General features: G+C 27.1%; 21 protein-coding genes and 1 other RNA gene. 4 read left to right on the top strand and 18 right to left on the bottom strand.

Annotated elements, in window-relative coordinates; translation table 11 throughout:
* Nucleotides 1-20: 20 nt before the first annotated feature.
* From nagZ to mnmH, 5 genes are all read right to left on the bottom strand, one after another.
* The gene (gene nagZ / locus SFBMNL_RS02915) at nucleotides 21-1,199 is read right to left on the bottom strand and encodes a beta-N-acetylhexosaminidase (RefSeq protein ID WP_242838781.1); all 1,179 of its coding nucleotides are present in this window, start codon (nucleotides 1,197-1,199) and stop codon (nucleotides 21-23) included.
* Between the two features lie 156 nt (nucleotides 1,200-1,355).
* The gene (gene nifJ, locus SFBMNL_RS02910) at nucleotides 1,356-4,889 is read right to left on the bottom strand and encodes a pyruvate:ferredoxin (flavodoxin) oxidoreductase (RefSeq protein ID WP_014518695.1); all 3,534 of its coding nucleotides are present in this window, start codon (nucleotides 4,887-4,889) and stop codon (nucleotides 1,356-1,358) included.
* Between the two features lie 166 nt (nucleotides 4,890-5,055).
* Nucleotides 5,056-6,387 carry an MBL fold metallo-hydrolase gene (locus tag SFBMNL_RS02905; protein WP_005806641.1) on the bottom strand — a complete coding sequence of 444 codons (1,332 nt, stop codon included), beginning with the start codon at nucleotides 6,385-6,387 and terminating at the stop codon, nucleotides 5,056-5,058.
* A 63-nt stretch (nucleotides 6,388-6,450) separates the two neighbouring features.
* Nucleotides 6,451-7,512 (bottom strand): hypothetical protein, encoded by a 1,062-nt coding sequence (locus SFBMNL_RS02900; RefSeq protein WP_005806643.1) that lies wholly within the window; start codon nucleotides 7,510-7,512, stop codon nucleotides 6,451-6,453.
* Between the two features lie 88 nt (nucleotides 7,513-7,600).
* A complete protein-coding gene (mnmH, locus tag SFBMNL_RS02895; RefSeq protein WP_005806644.1) occupies nucleotides 7,601-8,662 on the bottom strand; it encodes a tRNA 2-selenouridine(34) synthase MnmH in 1,062 nt (353 codons plus the stop codon).
* Between the two features lie 351 nt (nucleotides 8,663-9,013).
* Between mnmH and SFBMNL_RS02890 the strand changes: the two genes are divergently transcribed.
* A complete protein-coding gene (locus tag SFBMNL_RS02890) occupies nucleotides 9,014-10,300 on the top strand; it encodes a hypothetical protein (protein ID WP_007439879.1) in 1,287 nt (428 codons plus the stop codon).
* Nucleotides 10,301-10,310: 10 nt separating this feature from the next.
* Here the strand turns inward: SFBMNL_RS02890 and SFBMNL_RS02885 are convergent, their stop codons facing one another.
* The 5 genes from SFBMNL_RS02885 to SFBMNL_RS02860 all read right to left on the bottom strand — a co-directional run bounded on the left by SFBMNL_RS02885 (nucleotide 10,311) and on the right by SFBMNL_RS02860 (nucleotide 15,713).
* A complete protein-coding gene (locus SFBMNL_RS02885) occupies nucleotides 10,311-11,669 on the bottom strand; it encodes an APC family permease (protein ID WP_081832571.1) in 1,359 nt (452 codons plus the stop codon).
* Nucleotides 11,670-11,823: 154 nt separating this feature from the next.
* Complete coding sequence (locus tag SFBMNL_RS08265) at nucleotides 11,824-13,080, bottom strand: hypothetical protein (protein ID WP_052341888.1); 1,257 nt, start codon at nucleotides 13,078-13,080, stop codon at nucleotides 11,824-11,826.
* Nucleotides 13,081-13,343: 263 nt separating this feature from the next.
* Entirely contained in the window at nucleotides 13,344-14,183 is an 840-nt protein-coding gene (locus SFBMNL_RS02870) for a hypothetical protein (RefSeq protein ID WP_042294466.1), read from the bottom strand.
* A 410-nt stretch (nucleotides 14,184-14,593) separates the two neighbouring features.
* Nucleotides 14,594-15,199, bottom strand: a complete 606-nt coding sequence (locus SFBMNL_RS02865) for a hypothetical protein (protein ID WP_005806655.1) — start codon at nucleotides 15,197-15,199, stop codon at nucleotides 14,594-14,596.
* Nucleotides 15,192-15,713 carry a sigma-70 family RNA polymerase sigma factor gene (locus SFBMNL_RS02860; protein WP_005806657.1) on the bottom strand — a complete coding sequence of 174 codons (522 nt, stop codon included), beginning with the start codon at nucleotides 15,711-15,713 and terminating at the stop codon, nucleotides 15,192-15,194. Before SFBMNL_RS02860 ends, SFBMNL_RS02865 begins: the two co-directional genes overlap by 8 nt.
* A gap of 159 nt (nucleotides 15,714-15,872) precedes the next feature.
* Here SFBMNL_RS02860 and SFBMNL_RS02855 point away from each other — a divergent pair, with 159 nt between their 5' ends.
* On the top strand, nucleotides 15,873-16,157 hold the full coding sequence (locus SFBMNL_RS02855) for a hypothetical protein (protein WP_042294464.1): 285 nt from the start codon (nucleotides 15,873-15,875) through the stop codon (nucleotides 16,155-16,157).
* A gap of 49 nt (nucleotides 16,158-16,206) precedes the next feature.
* Here SFBMNL_RS02855 and ilvE read toward each other — a convergent pair whose 3' ends face one another.
* Nucleotides 16,207-17,085 carry a branched-chain-amino-acid transaminase gene (ilvE, locus tag SFBMNL_RS02850; protein ID WP_005806660.1) on the bottom strand — a complete coding sequence of 293 codons (879 nt, stop codon included), beginning with the start codon at nucleotides 17,083-17,085 and terminating at the stop codon, nucleotides 16,207-16,209.
* A 119-nt stretch (nucleotides 17,086-17,204) separates the two neighbouring features.
* Nucleotides 17,205-19,121, bottom strand: a complete 1,917-nt coding sequence (locus tag SFBMNL_RS02845; protein WP_042294462.1) for an ATP-dependent helicase — start codon at nucleotides 19,119-19,121, stop codon at nucleotides 17,205-17,207.
* A 150-nt stretch (nucleotides 19,122-19,271) separates the two neighbouring features.
* Here SFBMNL_RS02845 and SFBMNL_RS02840 point away from each other — a divergent pair, with 150 nt between their 5' ends.
* Nucleotides 19,272-20,726, top strand: coding sequence for a nicotinate phosphoribosyltransferase (locus SFBMNL_RS02840; RefSeq protein WP_042294460.1), 1,455 nt, complete (start codon nucleotides 19,272-19,274; stop codon nucleotides 20,724-20,726).
* A gap of 48 nt (nucleotides 20,727-20,774) precedes the next feature.
* Here the strand turns inward: SFBMNL_RS02840 and SFBMNL_RS02835 are convergent, their stop codons facing one another.
* Nucleotides 20,775-21,233: a hypothetical protein gene (locus SFBMNL_RS02835; protein ID WP_242821482.1), complete on the bottom strand. Its 459-nt coding sequence runs from the start codon at nucleotides 21,231-21,233 to the stop codon at nucleotides 20,775-20,777.
* 131 nt (nucleotides 21,234-21,364) lie between these two features.
* On the opposite strand from SFBMNL_RS02835, the gene SFBMNL_RS02830 reads away from it, so the two are divergent.
* Complete coding sequence (locus tag SFBMNL_RS02830; protein WP_007439810.1) at nucleotides 21,365-22,750, top strand: dockerin type I domain-containing protein; 1,386 nt, start codon at nucleotides 21,365-21,367, stop codon at nucleotides 22,748-22,750.
* Nucleotides 22,751-22,783: 33 nt separating this feature from the next.
* On the opposite strand, the gene rnpB is transcribed toward SFBMNL_RS02830, so the two are convergent.
* From rnpB to SFBMNL_RS02810, 5 genes are all read right to left on the bottom strand, one after another.
* Nucleotides 22,784-23,125, bottom strand: an RNA gene (gene rnpB / locus SFBMNL_RS08115) — RNase P RNA component class A.
* Between the two features lie 82 nt (nucleotides 23,126-23,207).
* Nucleotides 23,208-23,600, bottom strand: coding sequence for a hypothetical protein (locus SFBMNL_RS02825; protein WP_042294456.1), 393 nt, complete (start codon nucleotides 23,598-23,600; stop codon nucleotides 23,208-23,210).
* A 74-nt stretch (nucleotides 23,601-23,674) separates the two neighbouring features.
* Nucleotides 23,675-24,415, bottom strand: coding sequence for an alpha/beta hydrolase (locus tag SFBMNL_RS02820; protein ID WP_007439809.1), 741 nt, complete (start codon nucleotides 24,413-24,415; stop codon nucleotides 23,675-23,677).
* A 17-nt stretch (nucleotides 24,416-24,432) separates the two neighbouring features.
* A complete protein-coding gene (locus SFBMNL_RS02815) occupies nucleotides 24,433-25,230 on the bottom strand; it encodes a Nif3-like dinuclear metal center hexameric protein (protein ID WP_042294454.1) in 798 nt (265 codons plus the stop codon).
* On the bottom strand, nucleotides 25,227-25,961 hold the full coding sequence (locus SFBMNL_RS02810; RefSeq protein WP_255346741.1) for a tRNA (adenine(22)-N(1))-methyltransferase: 735 nt from the start codon (nucleotides 25,959-25,961) through the stop codon (nucleotides 25,227-25,229). Before SFBMNL_RS02810 ends, SFBMNL_RS02815 begins: the two co-directional genes overlap by 4 nt.
* Nucleotides 25,962-25,964: the final 3 nt, after the last annotated feature.

The raw sequence follows: 25,964 nt of genomic DNA, 5'->3' as shown, positions 1-25,964 counted from the left end.
GTAAATATATTATTTTTCTATTAATTTTTATCTATTAAACTTCTTATTTTATCATTGAATTCATTAACATTAATCCTTGATACACTGTCATTATTTACATTATACTTTTGTTTAATCCTTAAAATATTATACAATTTTCTATCGATTTCAAACTCCTGAATTTTCCCGTTCAAAACTGATTGTTTAATATAATTAATAGATTCTACGATATTTTGATATCCTGATCCAATAAGTAACACATCAACACCAGCCTTAAAAGCTTCAAAACAAGCTTCAGGAATAGAAATATGGTTAGTAAGTCCTTTCATTATCATATCATCTGTTATAACAAGCCCTCTAAATTTTAAATCTTTCCTAAGTATATCATACAAAAAAACTTTAGACAGAGTAACAATATTCTCTGGATCAATATTTTTATAAAATAAATGTGATACTAAAATTGAATCAATACCATTTTCTATAGCCATTTTAAACGGATAAATCTCAACACCCTTCACTCTCTCATAATCATGATCAAGTACAGGCAATTCATAATGAGAATCCTCTTTCGTATCTCCATGACCTGGATAATGTTTTCCTACAGCAATAATGTCATTATCTTTAAGTCCGTTCATAGTAGCTATTCCCAATTTCGCCACAACTTCCTTATCCGAAGAAAAAGATCTTGATCCGATAACCATGTTTTCAGAATTAGTATATACATCTAAAACTGGAGCAAAATTCATATTAAACCCTAAACTATGTATTATCTCACCCATAAGCTTCGCAACATCATAAGCATAATTTTCATCATTTAATTTTCCAATATCATGTGCACGATTAAATTTAATAATTTCATCAGGAAGTCTTGTGACAGTCCCACCTTCCTGATCTAATGAAAGAAACATCGGAACAGTACATTCTGCATTATTAACACTCTTAATTTCATTAATAAGTTTAACAACCTGATCAGAAGTTTGAATATTTCTCCTAAAAAATATAAATCCAGAAACTTTATAATCTCTTATAAGAGAAATATCCTCTTGAGTTAAATATGATCCACCATCAAATCCAACTATAAATAATTGCCCAATCTTCTCATCTAAACTCATAGCATTTATTCTCTCTAATATTTCATCTGGCTCACTAACTTTCACTGAAATATATGTTTCATCTTTCTTATAGTAATATGAGCAAGAACCCAAAGTAAACAAACCCAAAAATAATAGGATCAAAACCCTTTTTAATATAAAAACCATCTCCCTAAAAATAAATGTGAGTTAAAATAAACCCACATTACAAAAATTTTTTATGATAAAAACTATTCTATCAAAAACAAATGTGAGTTAATAAATAACTCACATTTAATATTAAATTTATTCTAAACCAGCAAGATCTCTATATTGTTTATTTTTCTCTTCAGCATCTCTAGCTGCTTGATCAAATATTTTTTCCATCTCTTCTGGAACAATCTTAGATAAAGAATTAAATCTTATCTCACTCTTAATATACTCTTTAAAGTCTTGAGTTGGCTCTTTAGAGTCTAATATAAATGGATTCTTTCCTTCATCTTTCAATGCCGGATTATATCTAAATAAACTCCAATATCCAGCCTCTATAGCTCTCTTAGCTTGCTTTTGAGCTGTACCCATTCCAGTCAATATTCCGTGACTTATACACTGACTATATGCAATTACTATTGATGGTCCTGGATAAGCCTCAGCTTCTTTTATAGCCTTCAATGCTTGATTAAAGTCAGCACTTAAAGATACTTGAGCAACATAAACATATCCATAACTCATAGCCATTGCAGCTAAATTTTTCTTCTTGACTCTCTTACCTTGTGCAGCAAACTTAGCTATAGCACCAAATGGAGTTGACTTAGAAGATTGACCTCCAGTATTTGAATATATTTCGGTATCAAATATTAGAATGTTGATATCTTGATTCTGTGCAATAACATGATCTAGACCACCAAATCCAATATCATAAGCCCATCCATCTCCTCCAAATATCCAATTAGAAGTTTTAACAAAAAACTCTTTATTATTTAACAATTTCTTAGCTATAGCGTCTGATTCTTTCTCTAATAATGGAACTATTTTCTTTTGCAATTCCAAAGTCATATCACCATTATTAAAATTCTCACACCACTCTTTTAATAACGCACTTAGTTCTGAAGAAATATTTCCTTTTTCAATCAATTCATTAGCCAAAGAAAGATTATCGTTTCTTCTATTTTTTGAAGCTAAATATAACCCATAACCAAACTCGGCAGCATCTTCAAATAAGGAGTTAGCCCAAGCTGGTCCTCTTCCCTCACTATTTTTAGTATAAGGCATAGCTGGTACAGATCCACCCCAAATAGAAGAACATCCAGTTGCGTTGGCAACTACCATTCTTGGTCCAAACAATTGAGTTACAAGTTTAGAATAAGGAGTCTCGCCACATCCAGCACAAGCCCCACTAAATTCCATCAATGGTTCTTGGAATTGACTCGCTTTAACTGTTGTAAGTGGGAGTGGATTCTTTTTAGGAGAAACTTTTTCTGGATCAAATGAATAATCATAATGCTCTTGCTTATGCTTATCACGTTCACCATCAGTAGAAACCATTTCCAATGATTTTGGTTTAGATGGACATACATCTACACAGTTACCGCATCCTGTACAATCTTCTATAGAAACTTGCATAGAAAATTGTAATTTATTTTCTGTCTTAATACCTTTTGCCTCAGCAGATAAATATCCTTCTGGAGCATTTTTCATCTCATCATCTGTTAACAGGAACGGTCTAATAACAGCATGTGGACAAACAAACGCACACATATTACATTGGATACATGTCTCAGGATTCCACTTAGGTACGGTAACCGCAATACCTCTCTTCTCAAACTTAGAAGTTCCATGCTCAAATGTACCATCTTCTCTACCTTTAAATACACTTACAGGTAAAGTATTTCCTTGAAGTTTATTTACTGGTTCAAGAATACTCTTCACGTAATCAGTTTTACCTAAATTACAAGTGTAAACATCTTTTTTATCAATATCCTGTGCATTCTTCCAGCTTTCTGGAACATCAATTTTAACTATAGCAGAAACACCTGCATCTATAGCATCAAAGTTCATTTTTACAATTTTTTCACCTTTTTTACCATATGCTTTTTCTGCAGATGCCTTTAAATATTTAACAGCATCCTCTATAGGTATTATTTTCGCTAGTTTAAAGAACGCTGATTGCATTATCATATTAATTCTTCCACCAAGACCTAACTCTCTAGCAATCTTAACAGCATTTATTGTATAAAAATGTATATTATTATTTGCAATCGTTCTCTTAACGTGTGCAGGCAATTTTTCCTCTAATTCTTCAGGAGTCCACAATGTATTCAACAAAAATGCACCATTATTTTTTACACCGGTAACAATTGTTTCATATTTACTCATATACGCCTGATTATGACAAGCTACAAAATCAGCCTTAACTATTCCATAAGTAGATCTAATCCTGCTATCTCCAAATCTTAAATGAGAAATTGTTATCCCACCAGATTTTTTAGAATCATATTCAAAATAAGCTTGAACATGTTTATCAGTATTATCTCCAATTATTTTAATAGCCATTTTATTAGCTCCAACAGTTCCATCAGATCCCAATCCCCAGAACTTACAGCTAATCATTGCCGAATCCTCTATTAATACATCATCTACTAAATCTATACTAGTATTTGTAACATCGTCTACTATACCAACAGTAAATCCATTAACTACACTATTAGATTTTAATAATTCAAATACAGAAACCACATGAGTAGGATTAATCTCTTTAGAAGCTAATCCATAACGTCCACCAACTATTGTTGGATTTCTATCCGTTCCATAAAAAGCTGATATAACATCTTTGTATAATGGTTCACCCTGAGATCCTGGCTCTTTGGTTCTATCCAAAACAGCTATTTTCTCGACACTCATAGGAATCTCATTTAACAAATGCTTAACACTAAACGGTCTATATAAATGAACTATGAGAACACCAACTTTTTCACCTTTTGACATCAAATAATCAACAGTTTCTTCTACAGTCTCTGCAGAAGATCCCATACAAATTATTATTCTTTCAGCATCCTGTGCCCCATAATAATTAAACAATTTATAATTCTTACCAGTAAGCTCATTTATTTTGCCCATATACTGCTCAACTATTTTTGGTAATTCCTCATAATAAGTATTTGCAGCCTCTCTAGCCTGAAAATATATATCAGGGTTTTGTGCAGTACCTCTACTTACAGGATTTCCAGGATTTAATGCTCTGCTCTTAAACTCATTCAAAGCATCAAAATCAACTAATTTCTTTAATTCTTCGTATTCAAATGCTTCTACCTTTTGAACTTCATGTGATGTTCTATATCCGTCATAAAATACAAGAAATGGAACTTTCCCCTTAATTGCAGATAAATGAGCAATAGGAGCTAAATCCATAATTTCTTGAACTCCACTAACTGCTAACAAAGAAAATCCTGTTTGTTTAGTTGCCATAACGTCTTGATGATCACCAAATATAGATAGTGCTTGTGCTGCTACAGCTCTTGCTGTTACATAAAACACTCCTGGAAGCAACTCTCCAGCAATCTTATACATATTAGGTATCATTAATAATAATCCTTGAGACGCTGTATAAGTAGTTGTAAGAGTTCCGCCTTGTAGTAAGCCATGAACCGTACCTGCTGCCCCTGCCTCTGATTGCATTTCTACAATGTCAACAACTCTCCCAAATATATTTTTTTTGCCTTGTGATGCCATTTCATCTATATTTTCTCCAACACCACTTGAAGGTGATATAGGATAAATAGCTGCTATTTCTGTAAATGCATATGCGACATATGCTGCAGCACCATTACCATCAACAGTCATTGTCTTTCTTTTAATCACTTTAATTCCTTCTTTCCATACTAATCCTAACACTTAAGAACATTTTTTTGAAGAATTTATAACTTATCGCTAATAAATTATAACAAATTTTTATTGATAATTTTTAAATAATTTGTGTATTTTTTGTTAAGTATGTTATTTTTTGATTCTATTTTAAAGTATATTTCTCTAAAAATTTTGTGTATTCAATATTGTAAATACCCAATTTATTTTTTAAATCTATTTGACTTTTTCTGTCACCGTGAACTAAAAATAATTTTGTAAGCTTCCCTTCCATAAATGATATATATTTAACCAAACTATTACAATCTCCATGCCCAGATAAACTTGGAAAATTAAAGATCTTAGCATTAACTTTAAGCTTATCTTTAAATATTTTTATATCTTTAACTCCATTACTAAGCTTCCACCCTAATGTCCCCTGAGCTTGATTTCCTATCAATATAACAGAATTAATGGAATTCTCAATTTGCTTTCTTAAATGATATACTATTCTTCCACCCTCACACATTCCCCCTGCGGCTAAAACAACATAAGGCTCATTATTTTCTTGAACCTCAATAGATTCCTCTTTAGTTGTTATATATCTAAGTGAATCAAAATATAAAGGGTTGTCACCATTGTCCAATCTACATTTAGCCTCTTCATCGTAAATATCTTCACACTTTTCATAAATATCTATAATCTTAGCAGACATAGGACTATCTATATAAACTTTATATTCAAATTTATTTTCCTCATAAATATCATTCAACAAATATAATATCTCTTGCATTTTACCAACTGTAGCAGCTGGTATTATACATTTACCACCTTCCATTAAGGTATTAATAATAATTTCTTTAAATTTATCAAAAAACTCATTCGGTTCGTGCTCTTCTAAACTTCCATAAGTACTTTCAATTATTGCATAATCAACATCAGTAACTTGCTCTGGATCTCGTAGTATAGGAGTATTTAATTTACCTATATCCCCACTGTAAAATATTGATTTATCCTTAATCTTCAATACAACAGAGGCAGAACCTAGCAAATGACCAGCATCAAATAATTCAACATATACATTATCTAAAATTTTACTATTATTTCTATAACCTATTTCAACATAATTTTCCATAAACATATCAAGGCTTTTATCATCAAATAATTTATCACTATCTTCAGAAGAATTATATATTTTTAAGCTCTCTTCTAACAAAACTTTTGAAAGAAGCTTTGTTGCTTTTGTCCCATAAACCTTTCCTTTGTATCCCATGCTATATAAAATAGGAATCCGTCCACAATGATCAATATGAGCATGACTTAAAACAATAGCATCAACTTTCGATGGATCAAAGTAAAAATCCACATTAGAATATTTCTTTATATCTTTACCTTGAAATATCCCACAATCCAATAATATATTTCCATAATCTGTACAAATCATATGACATGCTCCTGTTATTCCATCAGCTCCTCCATAATTTACATAATTAATCATTACACGCTCCTAAATAAAAAATAGGTACCAGAAAAATCTGATACCTACTTATTATGTACATCTTTAGTATAATTTATTTAACATATTTTCATCACAATCATTTATTATTGTACATAATTTCATCTTACCATCCAAATCAAATGTAGATAAAATTATATCTCTTCTCTTATCTAAGTTCTTATAATTTAAAACTTCACCAACTACCATAATATTACCAAAGTTGTTTATAATTTTTAATCCAGACAAATCATTCTCATTCATTATACTATTTTGCCAAATTATTTCTCCATCATTATTATATTTTAATAATACCAAATCTTTATTTAAAGGATTATTTATACTTATTGTTGTCTTAACATCTCCGTCTTGATTGCTAACTTCAGCTAATACAATAACTTCCCCATCTCCTATAGATACAACATCCTTAAAATCATCTATATGAGATGAGCCATAGAATCCACTCCAAAGCAAGTTTCCAAGTCCATCAAATCTTGCTATAAATCCATCAGTCCAATCTGATTCTCTATATCCTGATCCTATTATGCAATATTCATCATCTAAAATCCCTATAACTTTATTAAATCTATTTATTCTAGAATCTTCAAACAATTTCCCCCAAATAATATTGTTATCTCTATCTAACTTTATAATATAACAATCCTTATTATCCTCTAATTTAGGTGAAGAATATATCTTACCAACCAATATTTTATTTGCAGATGTATCATTATAAACAGTATCTACCGATACATTCTTTATCTTTATTTTGCTATTTATAAATACACTATTTCTAAATTCATCCTCAGGTAAAATATACACATTTCTAGTTTTAGATACCTTCTTACCAAACACATCTTTGTAATCGTATATTAATTCATTATGAAAATCAGTTAAAAATTCTTTATAATTAGATTCAGTAATTTCTTTCTTGGCATTATTAAAAATAGTAATATAATTCACATCAATACCAACTTGCTTTAAAAAATCATCTTTTAATTCCTTATATTCAAAATTCTCAAATACAATGATATCAATCAAATTAACATCCTTAGTAAAACTCCTAGCACTAACGTTCACACCAAAAATTAAACATAATCCTATAATAAAAATAATTATTTTCCCCATTAAACTACCTCTTAAAAAATTAAAGCATTAATTACCCATAATTTAATTAGTAGTATTCCCATATAAATTAATTTTATCCATATCTAATTTATTCTAATGATTTATATAAATCTTTTAATTCTCTTAAAAATTTCTCCAAAGAATCTAACTCAAAATTAAACTCAAAATTATGCTTACTCATCGAATTTAAATATTTAGGATCATAATAATTTTTAATCAACGTCTCTGCTAATCTCTCATACTCTCCATTTTCTAATAAATTATTGTATTCTTTCATATCATTCTTACTTGAGTATTTATCTAAAAGAGTCATATTTTTTCTAAAATCTTCCAAAATCTCTCTATCAACATTTATTTTCCTTGTATTCAATTCACTTAGTGAAACTTTCAAATAATCCTCAATCAAATTTTCAACTCTGAGTTTAACAGGCAAGTCTACACAAACATGAATACCTTCATTCATAAATTTAAAAAAGTACTCAGGCATAATAATCTTACCTATCCTCTTACTTTCTCCCTCTATAAAAACGTTAATTTTCTCTTGATTATTGTGCTTATTTCTCTTGATTATTTCTAAAATATTATGAAAAATTATTGATTCAAAATTTTTTTGGGAATTTTGTTCTCCAAGATTAACTCCACCCAAAAATGAAGCACGATGATTCGCCGCATATTCAAGATCAATAACAGGATATCCTTGCGCCTTCAACTCATTTAATATTTTTGTTTTTCCAATTCCAGTTTTTCCGTGAATTACAATAAACCTTATCTTATTTAAATAATTTTCAAAATTCTCTCTCAAAAATTTTCTATAGCCTTTGTATCCCATATCCAACTTAAAATTTTTTATACCAATAGAATTAAATAAATTATGTATAGTTAAACTTCTCATTCCTCCACGTGCACAGAAAAATACTATATCTTTATTTTTTTCAAACTGATTAGAAACTTTATCAAAAATCTCTTCAAGTTTATATCCTGCATATTTTAAAGCTAATCTTTTCGCTTCACGAACACTCTTATTAACATAAACAAATCCTACTTCTTCTCTCTCTCCATTGTTCAATATAGGAATATTAATCGCACCACTTATCGTTCCATTTTTAAATTCATTCTCAGACCTAACATCTATTATGCAAACATTATCCATATTCACAAGCTTTTCAGTATCTACAATTCTAGCAAAAATAAAATTACCTCCAATACAACATATTTTTAAAATTATTTCTAAAAATAATAGAAATTATAACTATAATAATAAAAATTGTTAATGATTGTAAAATATATATAAAAAATTTTACCACATATAAAATAATTTCAATTTTTTATTACATTATTTTCGAAAATTATATCACTCTAAACTTCAGTAAAACACAAACTTAATTATACATTGACAATATATTTTTAATTAATATATAATCATATTGTAATATTTTTTAAGATTTAATTTCGTTTTAGTTACATTATAGAATTGTAATTTAATGGGGGGATATTTTCTTTCATGAAAAAATCATTTGTAAAATTATTAATTGCATCAACAACTGCATTATTTCCTTTAAGTAACATAATTAATACAGGCATTAAAACTTTATCAATAGAAAATCAAAGTACATATAACATATCAGAAAAATTAAATGTTAGATTCTTTATACATGAAGGCGATATGATAGTGGCTAAAGTGATAATTCCAGAAATTAATAAATATAACTTCACTTCTGCGGAAGTTTCTGATACTTCCCTATCCATTGACATCGCTGATAATCAAGTCAAATTATATAACTTAAAACCTGAAACCACATATGAAAATATTTCAATAAAATTAACCGATTTATCTAATAAAACTTATACATTCAAACTGAACGATTTTAAAACTCCTAGCCAAGTTACCAAATCTCTTGATGTAAAAGTTTCTTCATATAAAAATAATTTTAGCGGAGAAGTTGTACTTCCAACATACATATATCCAGTATCTGCAAGTATATCCAGTAATAATTTATTAATTGATGTTTCAGATGGTATTATTACATTACTTGCACTAAAACCTGAAACTACATATTCACATTTAACATTAACAATTTTAGATGATCAAAATAATCAACATATGTTTAATCTAAATGAATTCACAACTGTAAACAAAAACTTTAGTTACATTGATATAAAGCTAAGCAAAAATAACAACAACATACAAGGTAAAGTTCTTTTGCCAAATGATTTAGTAATAAAAGATGCCAAACTATCTGATACTAATTTAAGCTTTGTTATAAATAAAGAAACAAATGAGCTTATATTAACCAATCTAAAGCAAAATGAAGAATATAAAAATGTTAAATTAATCGTTCAGGATACAGATAACAAACTACACAACTTTATAATTAATAATTTTTCAACAAATATCGTTAATATTGATTTAAAGAAACTTGCATCATATATTGAAAATGCCTATTCTACAGCATTAAATAGAACTGAATTAGATAAAAGTGGTTTTAAGTATTGGTTTATTCAACTTTCTAATTTTAATATAAGTGCAAGAGATTTTATATTAAATTTATTAAATACTGAAGAATTCTTACAGGTTTCACAAAATTCTATAGATAAAATAACCAAAATATACGCTGTTATGTACAATAGAACTCCTGATGATGAAGGGCTTAATTTCTGGATAAAGGAATACGAAGAAAATTTTAAAATTACAAATGATGATAAAAAATCTGTTGAGAGTATTGTAACTAAAATGGTTGGTGAATCTGAATTTAAAAATCTTATAAAATTAATCGGTATAAAATATTAAGAGAGTCTGATTACAGACTCTCTTTTTTTGAACCATTTTTAAATATCAATCCTACTACAATCACAAATACAAATAATACAAAATACAAACTAACAGCTACAATTCCATGAGAAAGAATAGTCGCATATATCATAAATAATGAACATACTACAGCTGCATAAGGTATGATATACTTATTAAATATATTCAAACCCTCAAGTTTCCTACTCATGCATAAGAATATAGAAATATACAATGCATACATACTAATAACTGGTAACTCTGAAAAATCTAAAAACAGACCAAAAAAACCTTTATTACTTAAATACCACAATAATATCCATATGAATACTATTATAACTCCAAATAACCCTGAGTTAACGGGTAAATTAGTTTTCTCACTCACCTTTGAGAAAAATTTAGGACATGGTCCCATTCCCCTAATCGATAATGAATATAATCCCCTTATAGTTGCAAGCATCATACCATTTAAAGTTCCAAGACAAGAAATTATGACAAAAATAAATAATGTACTTCCTCCAAAATTTCCTAAAATATTAAAAAATGCATGTTTAATTGAGTCTTCTCCACCTTGTATAAAATCATTAACAGACAATGGTCCAGAGATTCCTATAAAATATAACGTATATACAACAACTATGAAAATACTCCCTACAATCAAAGCTTTAGGCAAATCTTTACGTGAATTCTTTAATTCAGAGTTTATAGTTGTAGCAACAATCCAACCCTCATAGGCAAACGCTGTAGCCACAATTGCCCCAAATATTGAATTAGAAGTAACAATATCAGTTGATACACTAACAAAATTTTGTACTATCTGTCCATTTGAAATCCCCTTAATTATACCTATAACTCCCATAAGAACTAGTGGAATTAATTTTATAAAAGTTGTAGAAACTTGAATTTTTCCTGCTAACATCGGAGCAAATATATTCAAAGCACAAATTAAAACTAAATAAATTATACCTATTACATACACTTCTGTACTATTTGCACCAATGTTGATCCCAAATAGAGTTAACGTATATCGTGCAGATATCCAGCACAATATAGCAGTAAGCGATGGATAATAAACAACAGACATAAACCAACCAACAATATAACCATATGTTTTCCCAAAAGAAGCCTCTGAATAATCAACAATTCCATTAACTTTAGAATACCGTCCTGCTAAAATTGAAAAAGCATAAGCACAAATAACCATTATACTTCCACTAGCAATCCAAGAAAATATACCTATGTATATATTACCATCGGTAATTTGAATGACTTTTTCTGCTTTAAAAAACACACCACTCCCTATAACAATTCCTACAACCATCGCAACGGCTGTCCAAAACCCATATCTCTTTTCCAGACTATTTAACACTTACACTATACCTCCTAAACACAAATTCAAAAATATTCTAACACAATTAGTATATCAAAGCTAGAATTTATCATTATTTCAAACTCTAAAAAACAAAAAGGAAGCTTTACAACAAAACTTCCTTAAAATATAATTGGTCACTAAAATTAGTTAACTATTCAACTAAAAATCCTTCTTTCTCTAATTGATCCATATATCTATTGTATAATTCTTCTGATAATCCATCCACTGAATACTCTGCCTCTATTACTCGCTTCTCTAACTCTCCTAACTCCGCACTATAGTATCCTTCTTTTACATTCAAATCAACTGAAAATAAATCATATGTCTTATCTATTTCCATTTGTGTGCTTTCAGAATTTATATTATTATTAAAATTATCCGCCTTCGCTTGATCTATATATCCTGCATCTAACATCTCTTTCACTAAATCAGGATAACTATATGATAAAAATCCTTCTTTCTCTAATTGATCCATATATCTATTGTATAATTCTTCTGATAATCCATCCACTGAATACTCTGCCTCTATTACTAGCTTCCCTAATTCTCCTAACTCCGCACTATAGTATCCTTCTTTTACATTCAAATCAACTAAAAATAAATCATATGTCTTATCTATCTCCATTCGTGTGCTTTCAGAATTTATATTATTATTAAAATTATCCGCCTTCGCTTGATCTATATAACCTGCACTTAGCAACTCTTTTACACTATCTAAATAATATTGAGTCATATATCTAACATATATCTCATTGTATAATGCATCATTATCTGCATAATCTGCTTCTATCAATTGTTTCTCTAATTCTCCTAGCTCCGCACTACAATATCCTTCTTTTACATTCAAATTAACTAAAAATAAATCATATGTCTTATCTATTTCCATTTGTGTGCTTTCAGAATTTATATTATTATTAAAATTATCCGCCTTCGCTTGATCTATATATCCTGCATCTAACATCTCTTTCACTAAATCAGGATAACTATATGATAAAAATCCTTCTTTCTCTAATTGATCCATATATCTATTGTATAATTCTTCTGATAATCCATCCACTGAATACTCTGCCTCTATTACTCGCTTCTCTAACTCTCCTAACTCCGCACTATAGTATCCTTCTTTTACATTCAAATCAACTGAAAATAAATCATATGTCTTATCTATTTCCATTTGTGTGCTTTCAGAATTTATATTATTATTAAAATTATCCGCCTTCGCTTGATCTATATATCCTGCATCTAACATCTCTTTCACTAAATTAGAGTGACTATAATCCATACCATATGATTGAACTATTTGTGCTTCACTATTAGTAGTTGCCATAGAGCTTACAGCCCCTGCTCCAAATGTTATTAATGCTCCTAAAGCTACTACTGATACAATTTTCTTAATCTTATCTTTTAACATATTAAACATCTCCTAAATAATTCTATTCTATCAATATCAAATATTTATTTGTCCTACTTGATGATTTAATTATACGATCATTAATAAATTAAAAATAGGAACTTTTAATTAAATAAATATTAAAAACTAGTATCCTTAACTATATAAATATTAAAAAATAATGTCATTTAATGAAAATTTGTTAAATATTCATCATCTATGCAAAAAAGGAAGCTTTACAATAAAACTTCCTTAAAATATAATTGGTCACTAAAATTAGTTAACTATTCAACTAAAAATCCTTCTTTCTCTAATTGATCCATATATCTATTGTATAATTCTTCTGATAATCCATCCACTGAATTCTCTGCCTCTATTACTTGCTTCTCTAACTCTCCCAACTCCGCACTATAGTGCCCTTCTTTTACATTCAAATCAACTACAAATAATCCATATGTCTTATCTATCTCCATTCGTGTGCTTTCAGAATTTATATTATTATTAAAATTATCCGCCTTCGCTTGATCTATATACCCTGCATCTAACATCTCTTTCACTAAACTAGGATAATCATCTGATACATAACTATCTCCACTATCTCCACTATCTCCAAAATCTTTTTCCCACTGTTCTTCATACTTACTATATATCTCATTGTATAATGCATCATTACCTGCATAATCTGCTTCTATCAATTGTTTCTCTAACTCTCCTAACTCCGCACTATAGTATCCTTCTTTTACATCTAAATCAACTAAAAATAAATCATATGTCTTACCTATCTCCAATTTTATATCATCAGAGTCTATATTATTTATAAAATTATTCGCTTTCGTTTGATCTATATATCCTGCATCTAACATTTCACTAATACTATCAATATACCGGTCACTTTCACTATAAAATTCATTTGGATAACTTCCAGAAACTTGTATATTTTGTGCTACATCATTTTGTATATTTTTATTTAATCCCTTATATATACCATATACTGCTAACGCAATAAAAGCTCCCACTCCAACAGATAACAACACTATCTTTGTTTTCTTACTTAAACTCTTACCTACTTTATTTAAATCTTTAATTTCTTTACTTGAAACCTTATCATTATCATTATTTAACATATTAAACATCTCCTAAATAATTATATTCTACTAATATTAAATACTTGTTTGTCCTACTTGATGATTTAATTATACAATCATTAATAAATTAAAAATAGGAACTTTTAATTAAATAAATATTAAAAACTAGTATCCTTAACTATATAAATATTAAAAAATAATGTCATTTAATGAAAAATCATTAAAATATTATGTATTTTTAAATACTAAAAATATAAACTTACATACCTATAAAGAATATATAACAACTAAATATTAATACTAAAATTACCTAAAAATATATTTTTTTTAAGTTTGGTTAACTCCATTTCCTCATACTTGCACTCAAATCAATTTTTAATGCTCAAACTTATTTCTTGCAATGGAGTTATCCGAACTTTGAAAAAATATAAAGCTAATAATAAAAATTACTAGCTTTTAAACACATACTCAGATTTAAATATTTTGTGACTTAAAATATCATCAATTACAATTTTGCCATCTTCAGATAAAATAATATAATCTCCACTCTCACCTAAAAAGAACTTAGTGTCAGGATTAATTAAAATTTCTTTCAGCTTATTATCTATCTCTATATTTTCAATCCCTTCAATTAATATATCTCTTAACTCGATCAAAACACCCTTATTCTTATCTATATTGTAAATCTTATCTTTTAAAGTAATTTCTTCATTAATGGTATATATTGAAATTATTGACTCGTTCTCTACTATAGAATTTTTATTTTCAGGATTATCACCATAAACGGTAATTCTAGATAAATGAGAATCAATTGACCCATCAACAATTTGATTATTATCAGTATCATATTTTTTTAGAGTTTTTGGTAAAATTGCAAGCAATAAGCATACAGCAAAGGCTACTCCAACATAAAAAGTAGTTATACTCTTGGACTTATTTGATGTTTTAATAGCTTGTTTAGAAATACACCCCATAACATATTCATTTAAATCATCAGGATAGTCTTGACTTAAATAATCTTCTTTTAAAGAATCTAAATCCTTATCACTATACATTAATACCCTCCTCCTCTAAATTAATTTTAAGTATTTTCAATGCTTTATATAAATTAGTTTTAACTGTATTCTCATTCATATCCAAAATATTTGAAATATCCTTAATCTTAAAATCTTCAAAAAACCTTAAAATGACTATAGTTTTCAATTTAATTGGGAGATTTTCCAAAGCATTTTTTAAAATAATTTTATCCAATACACTAACATTACAGTCTTCAACTGAATCAAATACTTCATCATTGGTAATATCTCTGTATCTCTTCTTCAAAAAATTAAAACTAGTATTTATAAGTATTCTAGTAACCCAGGGTTTAACTGAATTTAAATCTTTAATCAATCTACTAGATGACAAAGATTTATAAATAGTATTTTGAACTACTTCAAAAGCATCATCCTTATTTTTTACATAACTAAATGCAATCCTGTATAAGTACTTTTGATTGTTTATTATATAATCTTCAATATATCTTCTATTAGTATATTCTAAAACTATTTCAGAATCTTTACTATTCATTAAAAAAATTCCTCCAGAGTTAAATTACGATTAAATTATATCACTTTTATTGCTTTTTAGTAAATTTTTTTCGAAAAAAATATTAATAAATTATTGATTTTTTAAAAATTATATGTTAACATAGACTCTATAATTGACTAAATTTTTGGAGGCATAATTATGAAAAAATTACATAAAAAGATTATAGCAGCTGCTTCTTTATCCTTGTTTGGAGGATTACCAATAATAGCAAACGCTTCACCTAGAATTCCTAATATTATTTTTACTTCAAATCGTTCCATTAATCCCATAGAAAGAGTTGATCCAAGTAAACCTACACCAGCTAGTTTACTTTTAAAATTACGTTCTAATAATCAAAGTGGTATAACTACTCTTTTAACTAGTAAGAGAAGTGCTTTACCTACAATTTTCTTACCTGATAGAACAAGATTAAATAATAATTAGGTTAAAATAAATAAAAAGCTCAGAGTGAATTAATCGCCCTGAGCTTCTTCTAATTACAAACACTATCTATATATTTCTTATATTCATTCATTATAATCCTAGTATGAGTTCCAACATTTCCGTCATTTACATACCTTCCATCAATATTAACAACACCTATTACCTCTGCAGCGGTTCCTGTTAAAAAACATTCATCTGCTGTATAAACATTATATCTTGTGAACTCTTGTTCTCTAACATCATATCCTAAATCTTTCAAAATTTTAATAACTAAAATTCTAGTAATACCATTTAATATTCCTATATAACTAGGTGGTGTATAAATGACACTATCTTTTATTATAAAAATATTATCTCCTGTACATTCTGTAACAATTCCATTAGAATTTAAGAAAATCGCCTCTTGAGCACCCCTATTCCCAGCCTCCATCTTAGCCAAAATATTTAACAGGTAATTCAAAGATTTACATTGAGGATCCAACATAGATGGGCTAACTCTAGTAAAAGATGAAAAAACAGCACTCATTCCATTATCATAAAACTTCTTATCATAAAGAGTTATATCTGACACTATACAAATTAACGTAGGATTAATTATATTATCTTTAGGAGGTGTAAGTCCTAAATTGTAAGACCCTCTTGTAGCTACAAGTCTTATATACCCATCTTTGATATTATTCACTTCTATAAGTTTATAAATAATATTAACTATTTCTTCTTTGGAATAATTTAAAATTATATTAGTAAACTTAGCCGAATCAAAAAATCTATCTATATGTTCATTACACATAAATATCTTCCCATTATATATCCTTATTCCTTCAAAAAATCCATCACCATACAACAAACCTCTATCAAATACTGAAACCAAAGCTTCATTCTTATGTACATATTTACCATTTACATAAACAATTGAATCATTACTCATAACCACAAAACTCCCAACTTAATAATATACATCAACTTATATTATAGCATTATTACGAATTTTACATAATTCAATTTAAAATAATAAAAGATACTTATCATAAAATAAGTATCTCTCACCTAAGTTATCTTTAAATAATCTTTAGTATCTAAACTCTTCTTTTTACCATCAACATACAAAAGAACCTTGTTCTTATATATTTTTTTTACATTACAAGTGTCTATATTCCCATAGTCAGGATTCATCAATCCTTCCCCAACAAATTTTAACGGTCTATTATTAAATCTTCCATCTATAAAATATGGAGATAAAATCTTCAATGAATCTATAGCTCTAGTAATTCCTACATAAAAAATACGCCTTTCCTCTTCTTCGTCATAAAGTATACTTATATTACTATTCAAACTTATATCTCTTTCTATATTTTGAGCATTTATAATATAAACGTATCTAAATTCCATACCCTTTGAAGAATGAATAGTTCCAAAATTTACTCCATGCACAGAATTAATCAATCTAATATTTTTATTAAACTCATCTAAGGATTTAAAATTCGTAATCAAATTATAAAAATACTCTATAAAATAATCAATCTCCGCTTTATTCAGATTTTTTTGTACAATAATATTATTAAGATACACTGAATACCCAAGTTTATTTAAAATACCATTAATTCTACTACCTATAGGGTATTTCATAAATTTTTTAATCATTTTCCTCAAATTATATATACTTCGTTTATCATTATAAGAAATTTTATCAAAACTTGCATCCATCACACTAAAAAAGTTCAAGCCATAATCAAATTTATTTATAATCTGATTAACTCTCCTACTAAACAAAAATGTGACCTTATCACATATATTTTTAAAATTATTTATAGTTGGATTATCTATAAATAAAAGTAAATTTATTATATCTCTTATATAAAAAAGCTCAAATATATTAAAGTTATTATCAAGAAAGTTAATTTTGATATTCCTCTTAATAAATTCACTCAATATACTGAAAGAATCTTTATGATTCCTATATAAAACTGCAAAATCAGATAAACTTACTCCTCTTCTTTGCAAATTATCTATATCATCTACAATATATTTTCCCTGATCAGAATCCTCTAAAAACTTTTTACAAATAACCTCACCTTCTTCTTCCTTCTTACCAACTAATTGTTTTTTATTCCTTATCCTATTGTTTTCAATAACATTACGTGAAAATTTAACAATAGAATGCTTAGATCTATAATTATATTTTAAATAATATTTCTTAGCTCCTTCGAACACATCACAAAAATCAACCATTATAGATGGATTTGCACCTCTAAATTTATAAATACTCTGATCATCATCACCTACACAAAATAATTTAGATTTCATGCTTAACATTTTTAAAATTTCAAATTGAAGATTGTTACAATCCTGAAATTCATCAACCAATATGTATTTAAACTTATCTCTATAAAATTCTAAAATATCTTTTCTTTCTTGAAATAATTTTAATACTTCTTTTTCCAAATCATCAAAATCATATAAATTATTATCAAGTTTATATCTCTTATATTTTTTTACAACATCATCTAACACATGCTTTGGTAAATTTGTCTCAAACTCATCTATACTCTTATTACTTCCATTGAATCTAGTAATCTCACACACAAGCAATTGAATCTTATACTCACTTACTGAATCTATGTAATTCTTCAATATATTACTTAAAAATTTATAAACATGATCTTCTGTAATAATTTCAAAATTAAAACTTATATTGTCTTTTATAATTTTATAAAACAAAGCATGAAAAGTATAAAAGTGAGGTGATGTTGACGATTTACTTGATACAGCAAACCTTTGTTTCATATTTTCACAAGCCTTCTTAGTAAATGTAATCACCAAAATACTATCTTCTTTAAAACCACAACTAATAAAATGCATAAGTTTCTCTATAAGAACTGTTGTCTTACCACTGCCAGGTGATGCCACTAACAAAACTTTATCCTCATTAGAAAAGATTGCATCATTTTGATATTCATCAAACATAAACTCACCCCTAATTCCCTTTTTTAAAATTATTCCAAAAAAATCTAATTTTAAACAATTTTTAATAAATATTGTAATTATTAATATTGAAAATTTTTATATTTACAATTACTATCTTATCTATAATAATTTTTAGGATGTGTTTATTTAATGTTTGAAAATGATGAAATGAATTTATCATTACTCGTAGATTTTTACGAACTAACTATGGCTAATAACTTCATTTTAGATGAACAAGAAGATGTTATAGCTTGTTTTGATATGTTCTTTAGAAAAATACCTGATAATGGTGGATACTGTATAATGGCTGGCTTAGATCAAATTATTACATTTATAAAAAATTTAAAATTCACTCCAGAAGACATAAAATTTTTAGAATCCAAAAATTTATTTGATAAAAAATTCTTAGACTACCTTAAAAATTTTAAATTTTCTTGTGATGTATACGCAATAGAAGAAGGATTTCCAATTTTCCCAAAAGAACCTATTGTTACAGTCAAAGGACCTATTTTAGAATGCCTACTAATTGAAACTATGCTTTTATTAACTTTAAATCATCAGATATTAATATCGACAAAGGCTAGTAGAATTTGTACTGCAGCTAATGGAAAAGATGTTTTAGAATTTGGCTCTAGGAGAGCCCAAGGATACAGTGGAGCAATTTATGGTGCAAGAGCTTCAATAATAGGCGGATGTATTGCCACATCATGTACAATATCGGAAAAAAAATTTAATATACCTTCATTTGGTACTATGGCTCACAGTTGGATTCAAATGTTTGATTCAGAATATGAAGCATTCAAAACATGGGCTAAATATTCACCCAAAAATTGTGTTCTATTAATTGACACTTATAATGTTTTAAAATCAGGATTACCAAACGCAATAAGGGTATTTAAGGAACTTCCTAAAAATGACGATAGAATTCTCGGAATTAGAATTGATAGTGGAGATATCACTTATCTTACCAAAAAAGCTAGGGAAATATTAAATAAGGAAGGTTTGCACGAGGTTAAAATAATAGTTTCAAATTCATTAGATGAAAATATAATAACAAATGTTCTATCTGAAGGGGCAGAAGTAGATATGTTCGGTGTTGGAGAAAGACTCATAACATCAAAGAGCGAACCCGTATTAGGAGGAGTATACAAGCTTTGTGCATTATATAAAAACGATGTCCTCATTCCTAAAATTAAAATTAGTGAAAACCATGATAAAATCACAATTTCAGGACTTAAAACAGTTTATAGAATATTCGATTCTAAAACAAATATGGCAATAGCAGATCTTATAACAAATTTTTATGATACAATAGACGAAACAAAACCACTTACTATATTTGATCCAAATTTTACATGGAAAAAAAAGGTGATAACTGATTTCTATACCATAAAATTACACAAAAAAATATTTGATAAAGGAGTTTGTGTATACAAATCTCCTAGTGTTATGGAAATACACAAAATTAAAAATAAAGAATTCTCTAAATTATGGCCAGAAATTACCAGACTTGAAAACCCTCAAAATTACTTTGTTGATTTATCAAAAAACTTATGGAATAGTCACCAAGATTTATTGAACAAATATTCAAATAAGTATATCTAAAAAATTAAAAAGCATATATCAAATTATATATGCTTTTTAATCTAAACATCATCTTATAATAATTAATTCTCCATCATCATGTATGATGTTACAAACTTTAAATTTAACAGCATTCCTTCCACAATTTATAAATTTTGCAGTGTAAATTCCACTTTTTGATATAACTTTATACAATGACTCATCCTTTTTTTCCTCTCTTAAAATTAAACATAACTTATCTTCATTAAATTTAGGACTATGCTTAAATCTAATGTTAATTTCAATCATTTTATCCAATATTGTCTTAACAAAAATTATAAATATAATTGAACTAATTATAAAAAATACAATTTGATTACCTATATCATTTACAAATAAAGATAATACTGATGATAATAATGAAGAAATTGAAAAATATATAAAAAATATCTCTTTCCTATTTAACTCAATCATAAAAAATATCAATGAAATTACAAGCCACATAATTACTTTTAAAAATTCATTTACATACAAATACAACCTAATCACCACCTTAAATATTGCTTATACAATTATTTTATTTACTTACAAATTTTTGGTGTTTTAGTAATAATAATTTAAATTTTTTTTACTTTTTTGTAGATAATATTAACCTATAAACAACTAAGGAGGTAAATTCATTGTTGAAATTAAATATAAAGACAATAATTTTATCATGCATATTCTATTTATTTTTAAATCCAAATAATATAACTCTCGCTAAAAATATTGATGTAAACAATGATGGTATTATAAATCACTTAGATCTACATACAATTTCAATTCATACAGGATCTGATAATAAACAATATGATATAAATAATGATGGAATAGTTGATGCTTTAGATATAGCTATAGTTGCAAAACAAATACCTTCTAGTCAAGATTCAGAAGCAATATTCACAGCTTACGATAAAAATGGTATATCTTTAGATAATTTTTCAAAAGACAATTTAATAAATGCTATATCCTTAGCTTCCCAAAATAATGGAGTAGTTAAATATAACGATTTTATAATTTGGGACAATAATAGTTACTTTGTGTATTCAAATAATGAGCCGAATACATCCACAAAATCACTCCGCAATGCAGTAGACTCTGCATCATTATTAGATGATTCTATTGTAATATCTAAGAATGGAAATGTCGTATACAATAAAAATCTAAATTTTAGAAAGATAATTGGAGTTACAAGAGAAAGAGTCAATTTAAGAAGTGAGCCAAAGATGAGTGCAAGAACAGACATAATGATTCCAGAAGGAGTTTTACTAGAAGTAAGTAATATTATAAATGGATTTTACAACGTTTTATATTACGATGAAAATAATAATCTAAAAACTGGATACATACCAAGCTATATAGACATAATTCAAGATGATATAAACCGATCACAACTTGGCTACATATCTGCCAGAGAAGAATCTAATGGTGATCCTGGAGCTATTGGATTAAATCCAAATGATAAAGGTGGAGCCTCATTCGGTGTTTGGCAGTTAGCTAGTAAGACAGGATCTGTAGATGAATTTATAAAATTTATAAAAGATAAAGATGAATTAATATATCTAAAATTAACAGAAGCCAAAAATAAAGATAATGGAAATTTTGAAGAAAACTTTATATCTACGTGGAAAGAGATAGCATACAATCAATATGAACACTTCTACGAATTACAAAGATTATTTATAAAAAAGAACTACTACGATTCATTTATAAAAATAGCCAATAAAAATAACTTAAATGTTGATTCTTTGCTAAACTATAATTCAACATCAAATATGATATGGTCAACAGCAGTACAACATGGAGCTAGCGGGGCTGTAAATATCATTAAAAAAATATCATTAAATTCATCAATGGACTCAATTATAGAATCAATATACACAGAAAGATTAAATATAATATCAAAATCCTACCCACCAAATAGCTCAAATCCTGGCATAGTCTCACTATACAATGGTATTAAAAACAGATTAGAAAACGAAAAAATGGAAATATTAAGAATATATAAGAGAGAATTGTCCTATTAAAAAATGGATACTCAAAAGAGTATCCATTTTAAAAAAAAGAGCAAATCTATAAGCCGAGTTCTGTATTAGACAATCATCTATCTAGGTCTATCGTCACCAATAGACTCGAGCGACATACCCGATAGCAAAGCGGGCAACTTTAACGCTATCCTATTCAGTCTTGCTCCAGGTGGGGTTTACATAGTCAGTATGTCACCATACTGCTGGTGAGCTCTTACCTCGCCTTTCCATCCTTACCTAAAAAATTAGGCGGTTTATTTCTGTTGCACTTTCCTTAGAGTCGCCTCCACTTGGTGTTACCAAGCACCCTGCCCTATGGAGCTCGGACTTTCCTCTCCTCAATAAAAATTGAGCAGCGATTGTCTGACTTACTCCGTTATATATTCTACCAAATAAATGATATTAAATCAAATAAAAAGGTTTATCTTATAACATAAGATAAACCCAAAAAACAAATCTATTTAACATTTATTCCTAATCTTTTGCAATATTTCTTTAAAGAAGCATCACCAACAAAACTCAATAAAACTTTCTGCAATGCACGTTTCTTATTCCCATATTTTCTTAATTCATTATTAAAAACAGCAACCAATTCTGAATTTTTAGTCATACTGATATCCTTACCTAGTATGCCAATATATAAATTTTGAATTAAAGTTGAAATAGATAAAGAATTTATATTAGGAGATATCACAGTAAATAAAAAATCATACAAAGTAACTTGTTTTGATGTTAATCTATTAACCCATGAATTTAAAGTATCAGAACTAATATTCGATTTTAAAATATTAACATAAACATACCTTACAATACTCTCTATTTCATTCCTAACATTTGAACTATTACTCATAAATAATTATACCTCATTAATAAAAGCTTGATTTTAAAATATATTAAGAAAAAGGAAATATGATTCTAAAAAAATCATATTTCCTCTACTAATTTTAATATTTCATTTATTACAATAAATTGTTGACGTTCTTTACTAATTGACCCAACTGAATCACCAAATTGCAAACCATAATTACCAAAATAAGAATGATTTCCACCTTCTATGTAAACATATTTAGTTGTACTAGGTAAATTATTTTTATAGTTTTCATATTTTTTAAAATTAATAATTTTATCTTCACTACCAACAATAGAAAGAAACTTTATATTACTATCAGAAAAATCCTGACTATTAGTTCCATAAGAAGATAGTAGTACAACACACTTTATTAAATTTGATCCATTCTGTTTCAAATAATTAAGTATCTTACTACCTCCAAAAGAATGTCCTACTAAAATATAATTCTTAATATCTGAACTACTTAATATTTTATTTATATTGCCAATATTAAACATATCAAAATTATGTCCATATTTAAGTAGATAAACCTTCATGCCTTGCTTTGATAATTCAGATAAAACAGGTAAATACGCCTCTTCTTTAATAAATGCTCCAGGACAAAATATTAATCCAAACTCATCACTACTATTAATTTTATTACTTAAGGATATATAATCATTAGTATATTTAAAATCTAAATACTTAGATTCATATAGCATAAAATTTTTGATATTATAATCTGTCCTATAATAAATAAAACTAAGTAATACTCCAAATAATAGCACTGTCCCAAATAACCAAATACCTACACTAATATATAAATTTTTCTTCACTATACCTCCATATATAATCAAATATAATTATAAATATCGGTTAAAATATCATCATAAACTATGTTTAAATTATCATTTATATCTAAAATTCTACATATCTTCTTCATTACATTCATATATGCAATATTTTCTGAATTAAAATGACCAATATCTAATATAGATAACCTATTTTTATACGCCTCAAAAGCAGTATGGTATGTAATATCCCCAGTGATAACCAAATCTATATTCTTACCATAACATAGTTTAATTAAACTATTACCCGATCCATTAATAACGCATATCCTATTAATGCTATCATTTCTATTATTCACTAATCTCATACTATTTATGTATAAATTAGTTTTAATTTTATCTATAATTACATTAATATTCAAAGGTCTAGAAAGATCCACAATTCTACCTATTCCTAAATTAGAATCAATTTCACTAGGTTCTAAAATAGATATATTATTATATTCAAATTTCAGTATGTTAATTAATTCATCATTTACCCCATTATTTATCATATCTAAATTAGTGTGATAAGATAAAACATTGATATCATGCTTTATGCATTTTAATATGTCTGTATTATCATATTGAAAACTTAAATTTTTGATTGAATTAAATATAACTGGATGATGAGTTATCACAGTATTTATTTTTAAATCTAATATTTTATTAATTATATCCTCATTAATATCTAATGAAATATATAATCCCGTAATATCACTTTCCATATTTCCTATCAATAAACCTACATTATCATATGATAATGCTAAGTTACTTGGAACTAATAATTCCATTCTATCAATGAACTCACTAATTTTCACAATAAAAACCTCCCAAGTATTTCAATTCTACGACTAAACGTTTCATACTTAATCGTATTAGATAATTTATTTTTTCTTAAATGAAATAATACTCCCTTATATTTATTTATTTTATATTTTATAAAATCATTATATTTACCCTCTGCATTATTAAAAATACATAATGGCATATCATAATCAAAACACACCAAAAAATTAATATATTCTTTATCTAAATTTTCTTGTTGTTTAGGTAAAATTAGTATATACTCATAATATATTCCCTTACTATAAATAACATCTTCCTTTTCTACATGAAACTGTTTATCATATAAATATTTCCTTATATCCTTAGAATAAGCATTAGGTTGGATTAAAATATAGTTCATATATTTAATTTTATTTATATTTCTATTTATTATAGATGCAATCGTAGAACCTCCCATTCCAGCAATAACCGCACTTGTATTCTCCAAACTATCGAACCAATTAAATCCATCCGATAAAATACATCTTATTTTAGTATCTAAATTATATTTTTTTATATTGTTCATTGCAATATTAATTGGATCTTTATTGATATCTACAGCATAACATCTTGAACACTTATTATAATTCAATAGTCCAATTGATATATATCCATGATCACATCCTACATCTATAATAGTTTCATTGTATTTACACATATTAATTATATGCCTTATTCTATTGCTTGATTTCATAATATAATTCCTTCTTACTAATTTAAAAATAAA

Origin of the sequence: Candidatus Arthromitus sp. SFB-mouse-NL (assembly GCF_000709435.1) — a bacterium.
Taxonomy (GTDB): domain Bacteria; phylum Bacillota; class Clostridia; order Clostridiales; family Clostridiaceae; genus Dwaynesavagella.
This window is presented reverse-complemented; position numbering and strand designations above follow the sequence as displayed.